7 protein-coding genes are annotated in these 17,156 nt (G+C 37.7%); 6 read left to right on the forward strand and 1 reads right to left on the reverse strand.

Features of this window, described 5'->3' with window-relative positions; all coding sequences use genetic code 11:
- Positions 1-3 precede the first annotated feature (3 nt).
- The 6 genes from relA to ACE2AL_RS05185 all read left to right on the forward strand — a co-directional run bounded on the left by relA (position 4) and on the right by ACE2AL_RS05185 (position 15,966).
- Positions 4-2,235, forward strand: a complete 2,232-nt coding sequence (gene relA / locus ACE2AL_RS05160) for a GTP diphosphokinase (RefSeq protein ID WP_375084093.1) — start codon at positions 4-6, stop codon at positions 2,233-2,235.
- 608 nt (positions 2,236-2,843) lie between these two features.
- A complete protein-coding gene (mazG, locus tag ACE2AL_RS05165; RefSeq protein ID WP_375084094.1) occupies positions 2,844-3,638 on the forward strand; it encodes a nucleoside triphosphate pyrophosphohydrolase in 795 nt (264 codons plus the stop codon).
- Positions 3,639-4,206: 568 nt separating this feature from the next.
- Positions 4,207-5,844, forward strand: a complete 1,638-nt coding sequence (gene pyrG / locus ACE2AL_RS05170) for a glutamine hydrolyzing CTP synthase (RefSeq protein ID WP_206082944.1) — start codon at positions 4,207-4,209, stop codon at positions 5,842-5,844.
- Positions 5,845-5,909: 65 nt separating this feature from the next.
- Positions 5,910-7,211 (forward strand): phosphopyruvate hydratase, encoded by a 1,302-nt coding sequence (gene eno, locus ACE2AL_RS05175; RefSeq protein ID WP_206082943.1) that lies wholly within the window; start codon positions 5,910-5,912, stop codon positions 7,209-7,211.
- A 220-nt stretch (positions 7,212-7,431) separates the two neighbouring features.
- The gene (locus ACE2AL_RS05180) at positions 7,432-14,229 is read left to right on the forward strand and encodes a TcdA/TcdB pore-forming domain-containing protein (RefSeq protein ID WP_375084095.1); all 6,798 of its coding nucleotides are present in this window, start codon (positions 7,432-7,434) and stop codon (positions 14,227-14,229) included.
- A gap of 351 nt (positions 14,230-14,580) precedes the next feature.
- A complete protein-coding gene (locus ACE2AL_RS05185) occupies positions 14,581-15,966 on the forward strand; it encodes a DASS family sodium-coupled anion symporter (RefSeq protein WP_206082941.1) in 1,386 nt (461 codons plus the stop codon).
- 66 nt (positions 15,967-16,032) lie between these two features.
- Here ACE2AL_RS05185 and ACE2AL_RS05190 read toward each other — a convergent pair whose 3' ends face one another.
- Positions 16,033-16,971 carry a filamentous hemagglutinin N-terminal domain-containing protein gene (locus tag ACE2AL_RS05190; RefSeq protein WP_375084098.1) on the reverse strand — a complete coding sequence of 313 codons (939 nt, stop codon included), beginning with the start codon at positions 16,969-16,971 and terminating at the stop codon, positions 16,033-16,035.
- Positions 16,972-17,156 lie beyond the last annotated feature (185 nt).

Raw genomic sequence — 17,156 nt, forward strand, 5'->3', positions numbered from 1 at the left:
TATATGGTTGCAGTAAGAAGCGCACATCTTACCCCAGCAGGTGAGTTTGCCCCAGAAAAATGGGTAGGCGGTCTGGGTTTGAGCAATAAACAATCAGAAGAAAAGCTCATCCATACCTGGCAGTTTTGTCACGATAAATTAGCAGGCCAAGAAATTGGGCCTTTATTGCTGTGGCGTGGCATCGAGATGACCGAAATCTTATCTACGCTCAGCATGGACATTGGCAGCTTACAAGCCGCATTATTATTTCCATTAGTAGAAGAAGGCAAGCTGGAAGAGCACGAAGTCATTGAACAGTTCGGAAATTCGATACACGAACTTGTTAAAGGCGTGCTTGAGATGGATGCTATTCGTCAATTAAAAGCGACACAATCCAGTGAAACAAGCTCAGTCCAAGTCGATAATATCCGTCGTATGTTATTGTCGATGGTGGAAGATTTTCGTTGTGTTGTCATCAAGCTAGCAGAGCGTATCGCGCATTTGCGTGAAGTCAAAGACGCCACAGAAGATGAACGCGTATTAGCCGCAAAAGAATGCTCCAATATTTATGCGCCATTAGCGAATCGCTTAGGGATAGGGCAATTAAAATGGGAATTAGAGGACTTCTGCTTCCGTTATTTGCACCCTGATGAATACAAAAAAATCGCTAAGTTACTCCATGAACGCCGTATTGACCGTGAAGATTATATTGATAATTTTGTCGGTACGTTGCGTAAATATATGCTAAAAGAAAACATTCAGGCTGATATTTACGGTCGTCCCAAGCATATCTACAGTATTTGGCGCAAAATGAAGAAGAAATCATTGGCGTTTGATGAGCTGTTCGATGTGCGGGCTGTACGTATTGTGGTTGAACGTTTGCAAGATTGCTACGCGGCACTGGGAATTGTGCATACCCATTTTCGCCATCTTCCTGATGAGTTTGATGACTATGTAGCAAACCCCAAGCCAAATGGCTATCAATCAATTCATACAGTTGTGTTGGGCCCCAACGGTAAAACCCTTGAAATTCAAATTCGTACCCGCCAAATGCATGAAGATGCAGAGTTAGGGGTCGCTGCACACTGGAAATATAAAGAAGGCGCAACAGGAATTGGCAAGGGAAGCAGCTACGAAAATCGTATTGCATGGCTGCGTAAATTAATTGCATGGCAGGAAGAAATGGCAGACTCAGGTGAAATGCTTGATGAAGTTCGTAGCCAGGTATTTGATGATCGTGTTTATGTCTTTACACCGAAAGGGGATGTTGTCGATTTACCGACAGGGTCAACTCCACTTGATTTTGCCTACCATATTCACAGTGATGTAGGGCATCGTTGTATAGGTGCGAAAATTGGTGGTCGGATCGTGCCATTTAGTTATCAACTGCAAATGGGGGATCAAATTGAAATCATCACCCAAAAACATCCGAACCCAAGCCGTGATTGGTTAAATCCAAACTTAGGCTATGTCACAACCAGCCGTGGGCGTGCCAAAATTCAAAACTGGTTCCGTAAACAAGACAGAGATAAAAACATTCTTGCTGGACGCCAGATTTTAGATAGTGAACTATCTCAGCTTGATATTAGCCTGCGTGAAGCGGAAAAACTGCTTATTGCCCGCTATAACGTTCATTCTCTGGACGAAGTATTAGCAGGTATTGGTGGCGGTGATATTCGAATTAACCAGTTGGTGAATTTCTTACAAAGCAAATTCAATAAAGCAACGGCGGAAGAAGAAGACCGCGCGGCAATGAAGACATTAGAAAGTAAGTCTTCACTCCCAAGAGCACCATCCCATGGTAGTGGTCGAGTGGTGGTTGAAGGGGTTGGTAACCTAATGCACCATATTGCACGTTGCTGCCAGCCAATTCCAGGGGATGAAATTGTCGGTTTTATCACGAAAGGACGAGGTATTTCTATTCACAGTGCGGATTGCGAACAATTAGCTGAGCTGCAAAGTCACGCACCAGAACGCGTGATAGATGCAGTTTGGGGAGAAAACTATTCCAGTGGTTATTCTCTCGTGGTTAGAGTTGTCGCCAATGACCGTAGTGGTCTACTACGTGATATCACGACAATATTAGCTAATGAGAAGGTTAATGTGCTTGGCGTCAGTAGCCGCAGCGATGTGAAGCAGCAATTAGCAACGATAGATATGACAATTGAGCTGTATAATATTGAGGTGCTGAGCCGGGTGTTAGCAAAATTAAATCAGTTGCCGGATGTTATTGAGGCAAAACGCCATTCCCAGTGATTTTCTTCATATTTTGCGTTGTAGGGGTGTTGGCTACACTTAGCTACTCGGGTCACATACTTATGTATGCTCCCCGAGATAGCTAATCTTGCCGCCTACCTACAACTCAAACTATTTTGAAAATCAGTACTGTTATATTGTCAGTGGTTTTCTTCATATTTTGCGTTGTAGGGGTGTTGGCTACACTTAGCTACTCGGGTCACATACTTATGTATGCTCCCCGAGATAGCTAATCTTGCCGTCTACCTACAACTCAAACTATTTTGAAAATCAGTACTGTTATATTGTCAGTGGTTTTCTTCATATTTTGCGTTGTAGGGGTGTTGGCTACACTTAGCTACTCGGGTCACATACTTATGTATGTGACCCGAGATAGCTAATCTTGCCGCCTACCTACAACTCAAACTATTTTGAAAATCGGCACCATTATAATTAACCATTTTTATATTTTGAGCCGCAGCGTTGTTGGCTGCGCGCGCTCCTCGCGACAACACCAACTATTTTGAAATGATCCTTTTCAAGTTTTCTTTGTTGATTAGCCTTTATATCTGGTAAGTTTGAAATAAAGGTAGCAATGTAGAAACAAAAGAAAATCAAAGGGTAATACAATGAGTCAGCAAAATCACCAAATTGAACGCTTACTATCCATCATGGCACAGCTGCGCGACCCAAAAACGGGGTGCCCTTGGGATAAAGTACAAACATTTAAAACCATCGCACCTTACACACTTGAAGAAACCTATGAGGTACTTGATGCGATAGAGCGTGAGGACTTTTCTGATCTAAAAGGCGAATTGGGTGACTTATTATTCCAAGTCGTTTTTTATGCACAAATGGCGAATGAAAAATCACTTTTCGATTTTAATGATATCTGCCAAGCGGTGAGTGACAAACTTGAGCATCGTCACCCACATATCTTTGATACGAACAACCAACTTTCAAGTTCCGAAGTGATTGAGGGATGGGAAAAGCGTAAGGCAAAAGAACGTGCTGAAAAGTCTCAATTTTCTGTACTTGATGATATTCCAAACTCACTCCCTGCACTGATGAAAGCCTATAAAATTCAAAAACGTTGTGCTTCTGTCGGTTTTGATTGGGATACGCTTGGCCCAGTGGTTGGAAAAGTGCATGAAGAACTTGAAGAAGTCATGGAAGAAGCCACTCAGGTGGTTGTAGATCAAAACCGCTTAGAAGAAGAAATTGGAGACTTGCTGTTTGCGACAGTAAATTTGTCTCGTCACCTAGGCCATAAGCCCGAAATTGCACTGCAAAAAGCCTGTAATAAATTTGAACGACGTTTTAGGCAAATCGAGAAAAGCTTATCCGAAAGTGGTAAGTCTGTAGAAGGTGCTACACTTGAAGAGATGGAGGCACTTTGGCTGCAGGTTAAAAGCCAAGAATAAAATGTCTCGTCATATTTCACACTACAGCGTTGTTGGCTGCGTTCGGCACATGGGTCACATACTTATGTATGCTCCCCGAGATATCCTCTCTTGCCGCCTAGCTGTAATGCGAACTATTTAGAGCCATTACATGTAAGTATTGAAACTATTTGTCGTTTTAAGATTTGGATGTTGTTGGTTTATTCTAAAAGTAATTTATTTAATATTCCCAAATAAAGCTTCAAAAACAATGAATAGAATGGCATTTTTAGGCGTCAAATAGCGAGTGATAGAGTAAATAGTTATTCAAAATCAAACTTAGTGCAGAATTGCATTTTTTACGCTATAGAATGAGCTGAAAGGATTTAGCTTTTGCCTTTAAACTGTGTTAATGTATAAAAACAGACGCAGATGACTATTTTTGAAGCGATAAATAATTTTCGTTTTTAACTTGCTGATAATATTAGAGTGTTGATGAAATTTAGCCTTATTATGCTTAGAACATTTGTAGCGAAATTAAGGTTCGGGTATACTGTTTTCCCGTCCTGTTATATCCATCATCTTTTAAACCTAAACTTTCAGGTTCAGCATGAAAACTAACTATATTTTTGTGACCGGCGGGGTCGTATCCTCTCTGGGTAAAGGCATTGCCGCAGCCTCGTTGGCGGCTATACTCGAAGCCCGTGGACTCAATGTAACGATTATGAAACTGGATCCCTACATTAACGTAGATCCAGGTACAATGAGCCCAACCCAACACGGGGAAGTTTTCGTTACAGAAGACGGCGCTGAAACTGACTTGGATTTGGGTCATTATGAGCGTTTCATCCGTACCAAAATGACACGTCGTAATAACTTTACGACAGGCCGTGTCTACTCTGAAGTTCTGCGCAAAGAGCGCCGTGGCGACTACTTAGGCGCTACCATCCAAGTTATCCCGCATATTACGAATGAAATCAAAGACCGTATCATCCGTGGTGGTGAAGGCCATGATGTTGTTCTCGTTGAAGTTGGCGGAACTGTCGGTGATATCGAATCTCTGCCATTCTTAGAAGCTATTCGTCAAATGGCGGCGGAAGTGGGTCGTGAACGTACACTATATTTGCACTTAACCTTAGTGCCATATCTTGCAGCTGCGGGTGAAGTAAAAACCAAACCAACGCAACATTCTGTGAAAGAATTGCTGTCCATTGGTATTCAACCTGACGTATTAATTTGCCGTTCAGACCGTGTGATTCCTGCAAACGAGCGCGCGAAAATCGCGTTATTCTGTAATGTGCCAGAAAAAGCAGTTATCTCACTAAAAGACGTTGATTCTATTTATAAAATCCCAGCCTTGTTAAAATCCCAAGGTTTGGATGAATACATCTGTAGCCGTTTCCGTATCGATGTGCCTGAAGCGAATCTGTCTGAGTGGGAACAAGTTATTTACGAAGAAGCCAATCCTGCTGGGGAAGTAACTATCGGAATGGTGGGTAAATACGTTGAGTTACCAGATGCGTATAAATCAGTTATCGAAGCACTGAAACACGGCGGCTTGAAAAATCGTTTAACCGTGAATATTAAGCTAATCGACTCGCAAGATATCGAAACCCGTGGTGTTGAATTACTGAAAGGGCTTGATGCAATTTTAGTTCCAGGCGGTTTTGGTGAGCGTGGTGTAGAAGGGAAAATTCTGACAGCGCAATACGCACGTGAGAATAAAATCCCTTATTTAGGTATTTGTTTGGGTATGCAAGTTGCCCTGATTGAATTTGCACGTAACGTTGCCAATATGGCAGATGCAAACTCAACAGAATTCAAAGCAGATTGTAAATATCCAGTTGTTGCGCTGATTACAGAATGGCGTGATGAAGAGGGTAACGTTGAAGTGCGTTCTGAAGAGAGCGACCTTGGCGGTACAATGCGTGTTGGCGGGCAGCCATGCCATTTAGTGAATGGTAGCTTAGTGCGTGATATGTATGGTGCTGAAACCATCGTTGAACGTCACCGTCATCGTTATGAAGTGAATAACTTATTACTGAAACGCATCGAAGATGCGGGCCTAAAAATCGCAGGTCGCTCAGTAGATAACAAACTGGTAGAAATTATTGAAAACCCAAATCACCCTTGGTTTGTGGCTTGCCAATTCCACCCAGAGTTCACTTCGACCCCAAGAGATGGTCACCCATTATTTGCAGGTTTTGTTAAAGCCGCTGGTAAGTACCAGAAAGGTGAGTTGAAATAAGATATGGGGAAGTCGGCGCATTGGCACCAACTTCCCGAAATTTAACTTGTACTGAGGAAAACCTAATGTCCAAAATTGTTAAAGTGATCGGCCGTGAAATCATTGACTCTCGTGGTAACCCAACTGTTGAAGCTGAAGTTCACTTAGAAGGTGGCTTCGTTGGTTTAGCAGCTGCACCATCAGGTGCATCGACAGGTTCTCGTGAAGCTCTGGAACTGCGTGACGGTGATAAAGCACGTTTCCTGGGTAAAGGTGTTCTGAAAGCTGTTGGTGCAGTTAATGGCCCAATCGCAGAAGCCCTGATCGGTAAAGATGCAAAAGATCAAGCAAATATCGATAAAATCATGATTGACCTTGATGGCACTGAAAACAAATCTAAATTTGGTGCGAACGCAATTCTGGCTGTTTCTTTAGCAAACGCAAAAGCAGCAGCAGCGGCAAAAGGTATGCCTCTGTATGAGCATATTTCTGATCTGAATGGGACTCACGGTCAATATTCAATGCCTCTGCCAATGATGAATATCATCAACGGTGGTGAGCACGCAGATAACAACGTTGATATCCAAGAATTCATGATCCAGCCTGTTGGCGCACCAACGCTGAAAGAAGCGGTTCGCATGGGTTCTGAGATTTTTCATCACTTAGCAAAAGTACTGAAATCTAAAGGTATGAACACGGCTGTAGGTGATGAAGGTGGTTATGCACCTAACTTAGAATCTAACGCAGCAGCGTTAGCCGCTATCAAAGAAGCGGTTGAACAAGCAGGTTATGTATTAGGTAAAGACGTAACGTTAGCGATGGACTGTGCCGCATCTGAGTTCTTCAACGCTGAAACAGGTAATTATGAACTGAAAGGCGAAGGTAAAACCTTTACGTCTCAAGAGTTCACTCATTACTTAGAAGAGCTGACTAAACAGTACCCAATCGTATCTATCGAAGATGGTCTGAACGAATCTGACTGGGATGGTTTTGCATACCAAACTAAAGTTCTTGGTGACAAAATCCAATTGGTTGGTGACGACCTGTTTGTAACTAATACTAAGATCCTGAAAGAAGGTATCGACAAAGGTATCGCTAACTCAATCCTAATTAAATTCAACCAAATCGGTTCGTTAACTGAAACTTTGGCTGCAATTAAAATGGCGAAAGATGCAGGCTATACTGCTGTTATTTCTCACCGTTCAGGCGAAACTGAAGATGCAACTATTGCGGACTTAGCAGTGGGTACTGCAGCGGGGCAAATCAAAACAGGTTCTATGAGCCGTTCTGACCGTGTTGCTAAATACAACCAATTAATCCGTATTGAAGAAGCTCTGGGTAACAGTGCACCATTCAACGGTTTAAAAGAAGTTAAAGGCCAAGCATAATTTAATTGCTAAGCTAATTGATTGCAACGGGAGGCATCGGCTTCCCGTTTTTTATGCTTAAAATAAATGATATTTTAAAAAACGATAAAAAAATCATTTTTTCCATATTAAAGTTAATCTTAAATTTACCTATTTTATTAAAACGAATTCAATAATATTTATTTTCTGTGATAGAAATAAGTCTTTAAAATAAATTAATTTTGATATTAAATGGTGGAATATGGAAAAGGAAGGTTATGAGTCGTTACTTGCCATTTCAAGGGAAGGCAGAGATAAAGCAAGAACTGCTCAGGAAATTATCGATTTAATTAAAGAGATTAAAATTGGTTATAAAAATAATAGTTTTAATTGGGATTCGACACTAATAGAAAAAAAGAAGTATATTGAAGATAAAATAACTGACATTATTTATCAATTATATAATAATGATATCCCGACAGAATCAAGTAGGTTAAATCTTGAAGAAAGAAATTTATTTTTAGATGAGTTTAAAACTCTTCTAAATTCAGAGGTTAGGGATAAAGTCAGTATTAGAGCCCAAGGGCAAAATGAAGAATCTTTTTTTAAATTAAGTTCAGAACAACAATTGAATGCAAGTGCTTATCGTATTTTACCAAAAGATTACCGTCAACGTTATTTGAGTAGATCCAAATTAATGGCTCGATTAACGGTTAATGTTAATAAGAAAAATTACATTGATTTAGCAAATGCTTTAATTAAGTTATATGACAATGATCCGCAAAAAAATGTCTTTCAATCAAAAATTATGGGGCCAAGAAAATTAGGTAACAGAACCAATCAAGCCGTTATTTACCTTGCAGAGGCGAGTTCTGTGTCTGCTAAAGAAGTTAGCCAGCAATTAAAATCACTGTTACCACCAAATGCACTTATTGAACATACGCCCGTTGGTATGAAAAGGCTAATGACAGGGATCTCTTATTCTGAAACGGTAGAGGGGCAATCTAGTAGCTATGGTGAATTAAGGGCAGTGATTATGGCCAAGGCAGTCACTGAATCGTTATTAACAGGTGAAAGGTTAATAAACACATTACCAAGAACATTACAACGTTTTGGCTATGATCCTAAAGACCCTGCGCTTATTTCTCAAACGATTAAAGATAGGTTTTTGAAAACAGGGCTGAATGGTTCAAATTTAGAGTTAGGTACTGCTGCTCCAAGTCGAGATATACAACAATTTGTATTAAACCCCGAGCAATTTTGCTACTCATATAAAGTTAATGCAGGTTATCTCAATGATATAGACGAAATACCAGTAAGTGGGAAAGTTGTATTTTACCGTAATGAAAAATCCGAATATGAAATAAAGTATGTTGATGATACTTATCATTCAAATCCTGCTTATGCGCTAGAGAGTTATTTTTTAGATACTAACTCAAAAGGGGCAGATAAAGACTTTTCTAATTATATTGATATAGAAAAAACATCTCCAGAAAATAAATTTTTATTTTTAAGTAAGGTTAATAAAGGCTCTGTTGTTGTAACAGAGTTAGATTCAGAAAAATATAGAGTTTTCTATGATAGCCGTTATAACAGTTCTTTACTTTATGATAATGTTACCATGGCTATAGATGAGCGGGATTATAAAAATAGGGAGCATGATAGCCCCTTTGTTTTTTTATATTTTGATGATGAAAATTGGAAGTTGGTTTTTCAAGATAGAACGAATCAGGATGGATTACACTTTTTTCCTGATAGTGTAAAAATTAAATCAGCGGAGAGTTATTTTTTAGATGAAAAAATAACGGAATTTAATCTTTACAGAAAAAATGTACACGAAAAGTTGAATCTTTTTGCAAAAAAACTAGACGTCTATTTTTCTACAGCTGAAGAGTATTCAGTCACAGATGAAAAAAAAGTTAACTCTATTCATTGGGTAAATTTAGCTAATGAACTAAAAAGAAAAGTCCAAGCGAGTTCAGATGAGTTAAAAAATAGAATTAGAAATATAGAACTAAATTTAAAGAGAATTAATGATGAAAATATTATTTCTGATATGCAAGCAACGATAGATGTTAATCAGATTTTAGATAGAATAAAAAATGAACAATTTAATGAGGTATACTCGAGCTTGCTTGAGGTTGAATATGCTTTTTATTTGCAAACACTTAAACAGAATAAAGGTATGGACTTTGTGGTTCGAGGAATAAACTCAGGGTCTTCATCATCTAAAGCAGATGAACGTAGTCGGCTAACAATAATCGAGCGCTATGAAAATTTATTGTATTTACATAGAACATCAAAGAATATTGATTTTAGAAATGAATTTAATGAAGGAATGAAAAACTATAATAATATTGTAATTAAAGAAATTAATAGTAATGCAACGTCTTGGCAATTAAAAAAACAGTATGTATTAGCGGAGATTTCCGCAAAAGAAAGAGGTGCATTATATCGATTGATTCAAGATGCTGATTATGCGGAGTATATCGATAAAATTCTTATTGAAACGGGTAAGATCAGTGAGTTTTTTTATGAAAATGGTAGTAAAAGAAATAGGTTGATCCCCCAGGACTTTTACTTATCAATTATTAAAAGTGAATCTGGTGGACGCTGTTATCCACTGGTTAGGGCGATGTCTGTTGCATTGGCAAAAGGGGGACAAAATAGTGCTGATAAGCTCATAGATAAACTCTATGTCGCTGCTGCAAATCCAGATGATGAAAATTCCATTTTATTAAAGGAGGGGTTGAATAACCTACACTCAAATACCGGTGCTGTTGAATCTTCTTTTTCCTATGGGAAAATGAGCTTAAACAAGATCCAAGAGTTATTAACTGTTCGTGATGACACAATGATGTTTGCATTAAATACTAATAGTCATTCAATGATGTTAGGGAAAAAAGTGGAAAATGGTAAGAGTAACTACTATTTTTATGATCCTAACTTTGGTATTTTTGTATTTGATAATAGCCAAAGTTTATTTAATGCAATAACAAAGTTCTTTATTGAGAAAAAATTTGCACCTTATTACTCTGCATTTGACGTAGATGGAAAGCCGGCTTTTAATCTGGTTTATATCGATACTCATAAAATGAGTGGGGTTTCGATAGGTAACCAGCTTACCGTTGAAAATTTAAGCGATGAAAATGAGATTAGCACAATAGAAGCGAGGCAGAATAAAGCAAGATTAATATTAAGAGGCCAAAATGAAATATACCAAGAAGATTTACAATTAAAATGTTCACTATCCATCTTGGATGCAAACCAGTGGGCAGAAAAAATTCATGAAGCAAGCGTTAAACTATCTGTAGAAAATAACCTTGATGATCGATGGCTTCCCTTGTTTTCTAATATAGAAGAAGAGAAAGAGGGGCATTATCGTATTCAATTTATTCACTTAGATAACACAGATTTAACTCAATGGGTTGAAACAACCGATAAAACATTTAAAGATTTTCACCAATATAGCCTTGAAAAAATGACGGAGTTTGGGCGTGATTATCATTTTATTGAAGAAGAGTTCAGACAAAAAAGCCTAACTGTAGAAGGTAATTCTATTGATGGTTTAAATGCGGGGGTTGTGATTCAATCAATCATCCAATGGGTAGAAGACAGAAACCGGATTGAAAATACAAAGACTTCGAATACATCAAATTTAGCTATGGCTTTAAAAATTCATACCTATGTAAATTATGCATTAATCACCCAGAGCACAGTAAAAGATATTGCTCATATAACGCAATTAGCTAAAACCGCATTAAGTTACCAAACAAAAGCAGTAGCTCCCTCAATGAATCTCTTTTCATCATCACTCGCTAAAATTGCTAATGAGGGGCTATCGACATTATTTAATGGTGCATTGATTGGGTTTGATATTTATGAAATAACACAAGCTGAAAATGAGCCACAGACAATCACTTTTAGTACTCAACTCGTTTTTGATTCTGCAAGTTTTTTAGCTAATACTGTGGCTATAGGTGCTGATGCTTTTGGTTACACGACGGCATCAGCCTCTTTCGGTGGAATGGGGGTCATTGTTTCTGGGCTTGGGATTGGTTTCACAGCACTTGCGCGTAATTTTGCCATCATAGGTGAGGATGCCAAAGCGGTTGGTTTGTATTTTAGCGCACTGGATAAAGCATACCAAGGTAACGGTTATGAATATTCGAAAGATAATAAAACTTTAATACCTAAATATGGTGCTGTATTTAAAACTATCGACTTACAAGCGGATAAAATCGAATTTGATAGTCAATATATTTATCGCACGAGTGAGAAATCTTCTGGCGGGGGGCGAAAAAATTATATTTTTTGGGCGGGTAATTTTCCAACTATGGTACATGATAGACAACAAGCAATTAATATTCGTACAGGAATAGGCTATGTAAGTAGGTACCATACTGTGGATTTCGCTTCACAGGAGAATGTTTTTTTACCAGTGACACCAAAATCATATATAAAGTATGACTATAATTTATGGCCTGGGGCAACAACAAGGCACGACAATGGTTTTGATGTTATTCGTAGGCTAGAGCGGACTGATAAATTTGATTATGATTTTTATATTTTCCCAAGCGAAAATACAATTACTCATATTTACCATGAGTATGTTAATACCCCAATAAGTGTTAGGTTAGACAATAAAAAACGTAATCTAATTATACCTAATTTACCAAAAGAGTGGCACGGATTTGTTAGTTATGATCTAGAAGGGTGTGGGGGAAAATATACCATTAATATTAATGAAGGAGTCAATGTATTATTATCAGATTGCTCAAGCTGCCAGAACTCTTCTCAATGGATAATTAACTCAAAAGATAATAATAATATAAAAATATTTGATGATCGAGTAAGCGTTGGGGAGGTTGATTTTTTTATCAAGAATAAAAATCCAGGAAGTAAATATTATATTATTGGAAATGAGAATGAAGTAAACGAAATAAATTTCAAAACAAAATCGATGACAGTTGTGAGTATTGATGAAACAGTATGGAAAAATAACATAAAAGGTTTTGATGCATATTTACACACTTTAGCCTTGGAACATAGAACACATCAACAGTATGTTATTATTGAAAATTATCAGCATAATGGAAACAATGTAGGCCGTGCTTATTTTGATGTGAAAACGGAAAAAATACTATTTACAGACTCAATTGATGCAGAGAAAAAAAATGCACTGTTAGCGTGGGTTAGAAAAGATAAGGCTATTTTTTATTCAGTAGGCTCGCCTCTGATTTGGGTGACAGACCTTAATAGTGGAAAGGTTCTTTCTGAATACCGATTAGAAAACAAAATGGCACGTAATTTAGATGTTTTAAAAGTATGGTCAGAAGAAGATATTATTTATTTTTCTTGTCGCTATCAAGATTCACTCGAGGTAGCAAATTACCAAATTGTAGAAAACAACATTGAATTGGTGAGTCTTGTTTCAGCACCTGAACTGTTAGTCGATTTAGCTAGCACTCATACTCAGTTAGGAAGTACTGAACCTGAAGAAATTTTACAGCGTTACTTAATTGATAATAAAAATAATTTTAGAATGTCACAATTGAAATACTCCAGCTTAGCCAGTTTGGTGATGATATCTGGAAGTGACTACAATCAAGCTCAGCACCGCTACTGGATTAGACTCAAAGATAATAAACTGATTAAGCCTAACCTATCTGCTTCGTTAGGGTTTGGTCATTTTCCCGTCGATCGTACTTTGAGGCAAAGTCATTGGGCAATCCCTGAGGATTTACATTTAGTCTCATCATTATTTGATAACGATGGGACTGAAGTCTTTTACTTTTATAGTGATAAGGAAAAATCACTATATCAACAAAGAGGTGCGGGGCAAGATGTATTAAATGTAATAAAACCTTCAGCCTGGTTTATGTTCATGCCTAATTTAGAGCGTGTATTTACATGGAAAGGAAATTTACTACTTGTTGATAGCATTGGTGTTGTTAGCCAGTTAAATGTTAATAGGTCTTCATCTACAGTTGCATTGACTGATAAATGGCTTCGAGAGCATGCATATTGGTGGCGGAACTTAGAATCTGATTATCGGGATAAAACGGTTCTTCCATTACTTGGTATTAGAAGTGTTGATAATAGCAAAATACTTCCAGCATGGAGTGTTCAAGGGAAAGTCATCATTGCACATCAACTTTCTTCAGAAAATGAACTGCAATTTTTAGGTCTGAACGCAACGTGTTCTGGAGGGTTAATTTTTGATAGAAAGCAAAAAAAATTGTATGAACAACACTTCGCAACAGAAAAAGAATTAATGGCTGCATTTTCTGAAGGCTCAGTACTCAATAACCCAACTGATTTACCTGCTATAATTGACCTTTACTCTGGCTTTCAAATTAATAAAGTAGAACGAGTAGATGAAGGTTTATTAATTTCCGCTGAAAATGGAGAAATACTTTATATTGGTTTATTAAACAGCCAGTCAAATAATGAATTTAGTGCTAATCATTTAAGCTCTTCTTTGATTGTTCAAGGTGGAAAAGAGCATGATATTCTTAGCCCATCAATAATCAAAAACGTGAAAAATATTATTTTAAGTGGCGGAGAAGGACAAGATAGTTATTTAATCAGCCAAGAATCATGGCTGAATTACCAAACGATTATTATTGATAATGATAGCTATGATGAAAAAGAGGATCTTCTCATTTTGCCTGCATTAAATCGCCGTTCACTTATGACGTTTCGTCGGGATGATGACTTAGTTATTTTTGATATAAATTCATCAACATCATTAGTTATTAGGCAGGTGTTTGGTCAAAACGCTAAAACACATAATCATTTAAAGATCCGAATACACAATCAATCATACTCTATGAGTCTGAGTGAATTTACTCGTGATACAATACATACAGAAAGTTTATTTAATGCACAACAAGGTGATTTTAGCGCAATGAGTGAACATCAAACTCAATTAATTATTGAAAAAGCAGTGATGTTTAATTTTGACCTTGATTTATCACAGCAAGACACTGGTGCTTATTTTCCATCAGAACGTGCATTAAGTTTGATGCCACCACTTTTATCACCTTACTTATAGATTTAACTGATTGATTTCATAGCTGGTTTTTATAGCAATAAATTAACCAATGGAATAAGTTATTTTATTATATAAAAATCAGCAAGTTATGTTTATTCTTACCCAAGGGAATAAAAAGAGATTTATATTGCACACTTTTCATATGATGGTTTTTAATTCTTCGATTTTTGCGATGCAATAGCTCGGTTTTTTAGAGTTTATGGTAAAGATTAGCAAATTACACGGCATAGATCGCACTTTTGGTTACTCCACATTTTCATTCCATTCAATTAACTCTATATTTCAGACCTTGTAAATAAATATTAACAATAATACTCGAAAACAATTTGCTTCCGAGCTATGGAGTCTTACATGGATGCTTCTGAATCTTTGACGCCGGCAGTAAGTCCAACTCCCGCCAATAAGCGTGGTTGGATTATTTTAGCAATTGATATTGTGCTGTTGGTTTTACTTTTGAAATACCTACCTTTTGATGAGAAAGCGAATGCAGGGTTAGCGATGATGGTTTTCATTGGCGTGCTTTGGCTTACTGAAGCTATACACGTTACGGTGACAGCGCTATGCATTCCTATTTTAGCCGTGGGACTTGGGCTAATGAATACTGGGGATGCGCTTAAATCCTTTGCGAACCCCATTATTTTCTTATTCTTTGGTGGGTTTGCATTAGCCACAGCCTTGCATATTCAAGGTTTAGACAGGCTTATCGCGAATCGCTTATTAATGGCTGCGCGTGGGCGTCTCTCAGTTGCTGTATTGCTGTTATTTGGTGTAACGGCGGGCTTGTCAATGTGGATCAGTAACACGGCAACAGCAGCAATGATGTTACCGCTTGTGCTCGGTATTTTGTCCAATCTTGATGTCCGTCATGAACGTAATACATTTGTGTTTGTCTTGCTTGGTGTGGCTTACAGTGCAAGTATTGGCGGATTAGGGACGATCGTTGGTAGCCCTCCAAATGCCATTGCGGCTTCTGCTTTAGGCTTAGACTTCCTTTCTTGGATGAAATACGGCATTCCAATTATGGTTGTGTTATTGCCGATGATGTTTGTTTTAATGTACATGATGTTGCGTCCAAACCTTAAACATCGCTTTGAAATTGAATTAGAACATGTTGAATGGAACAGTAAACGTATTACTGCAATGATAATATTTTTGTTAGCGGTAGTCTGTTGGATCACTAGTACTTTTATCAGCGATGCATTCGGTGGTGTGAAAGATTTAGACACCATCATTGCGATGAGCGCCGCAATTCTAATTTGTGTCACGGGCGTCGCAAATTGGTCTCAGATTCAAAAAAATACAGAGTGGGGCGTATTGATGTTATTCGGTGGTGGTTTAACACTGAGTGCAATTTTGAGCTCTTCTGGCGCAAGTAAAATTATGGCGGATTGGATGCAGCTAACATTTGGCCAAAGTCATTGGTTTGTCATTATTTTAGCGGTCACGACCTTTATTATCATTCTGACAGAATTTACCAGTAATACGGCAAGTGCTGCGTTATTAGTTCCTATTTTTGCAACAGTGGCTGAAGCGTTGGGTATGCCTGTCATTGTGCTAACCATGATTATTGGTATCGGTGCATCGTGTGCCTTTATGTTACCTGTAGCAACACCACCTAATGCGATTGTGTTTGGTTCGGGTTATATACGCCAAATAGAAATGGTGAGAGTTGGAGCTGTACTGAATGTCGCTTGTATCATTGTGATTTCATTATTTGCTTGGTTCTTCTGGATGTAATTCAAAAATCTACCTTACGGCCTCTTCTTTTGAGGCCGCTTTACATTGTTGTTTTGCATTTCGATATTATTGAGGGGGGCGTGCGACGAGTGCTTGTTGACTCTTCCCTATCTGAAGAACTCCTGTATTTGAAAATGTTATTTCACTGTTACCACGTAATGAGAAATTTATTGCTTTAATTGTCCCATGAATATCGATTTTATTTTGAGGGCAAAGAAAATCATTACTGCATTGATATTGATGACTTTCTAACATCACAGTATGCCCTGTTAATTTCGCTTGTTCACTTAATTCAAAGTGATTTCCTTGAAAATATGGGATATCTGTTTTGAATTTAGTGTTATGTTTTATCACACCTTCACTTGGTGAAAGTGTTCCACTACCTGACGTACTTATGTAGTTTTGCAAGGCAGCATTGATATTGAGGTTATTTTGCAGTTTTATTTGATCGGCAAATATATTCATTTTAGATAACTGAATAGGATTGCCTTGTTGTTGGCTTATGCTGATTAGCCCAGCCGGGTGGGTTGAAAATTTAAGATTACTGTAATCCTCCTTTTTTTTAGGTTCAAGTTGCTTCTTATTTTCTTTATTTCTAACGTATTGCTGTTCTAATTTCCCTGCAATTAAAGACAGGCTATTGATATTATTTATCGTGCCTTTTTTCCAAGAAATACCATTTGGGTTTGCAATAACAAGGTTTGCTCGTTGTCCCTTGATACCTAATACCCCTTGAATCTGAGTTTCTTCGGTACCTGTCACTTCTGCGAGTATTAACTTTGCTGCCTTATCACCCAAGTTATTATTGCTCGCTACATCATTATTAAAAATCAAACCATGTTCATTTGAAGATAAGGTCTCGAACGTATTGAATGAAATATGGTTTTTTAGAGGTGCATTGATATTGATGATTTTGGCTTTATCAATACTGAGCTCATTTGCATTAGTAATGAATGGCGAAAATAAGAAAAAGACAGTGATAGTTTGTGTCGTTATTGATTTCATTTATCAGCTCCCTGCTATTAAAAAATCCCTTAATCGCTAAGGAGTATAAGGGGGAATGCATTTTTCAAAGCAATCAAAAAATAGTATGGGATTGATAGAAACAGGTAAAAGGGGGTAATTATATTGAGTTAAGAAGAAAATAAGAGCCACATTTCAGTGGCTCTTATTAATATGTTACTTATCAG

It is taken from the genome of Providencia xihuensis (genome assembly GCF_041953405.1).
GTDB classification, from domain to species: domain Bacteria; phylum Pseudomonadota; class Gammaproteobacteria; order Enterobacterales; family Enterobacteriaceae; genus Providencia; species Providencia vermicola.

What these genes read in the sequence shown, in the direction of transcription:
- relA (WP_375084093.1), top strand. Translation starts at nt 4, where the DNA reads ATGGTTGCAGTAAGAAGCGCACATCTTACCCCAGCAGGTGAGTTTGCC.
- mazG (WP_375084094.1), top strand. Translation starts at nt 2,844, where the DNA reads ATGAGTCAGCAAAATCACCAAATTGAACGCTTACTATCCATCATGGCA.
- pyrG (WP_206082944.1), top strand. Translation starts at nt 4,207, where the DNA reads ATGAAAACTAACTATATTTTTGTGACCGGCGGGGTCGTATCCTCTCTG.
- eno (WP_206082943.1), top strand. Translation starts at nt 5,910, where the DNA reads ATGTCCAAAATTGTTAAAGTGATCGGCCGTGAAATCATTGACTCTCGT.
- ACE2AL_RS05180 (WP_375084095.1), top strand. Translation starts at nt 7,432, where the DNA reads ATGGAAAAGGAAGGTTATGAGTCGTTACTTGCCATTTCAAGGGAAGGC.
- ACE2AL_RS05185 (WP_206082941.1), top strand. Translation starts at nt 14,581, where the DNA reads ATGGATGCTTCTGAATCTTTGACGCCGGCAGTAAGTCCAACTCCCGCC.
- ACE2AL_RS05190 (WP_375084098.1), bottom strand. Translation starts at nt 16,971, where the DNA reads ATGAAATCAATAACGACACAAACTATCACTGTCTTTTTCTTATTTTCG.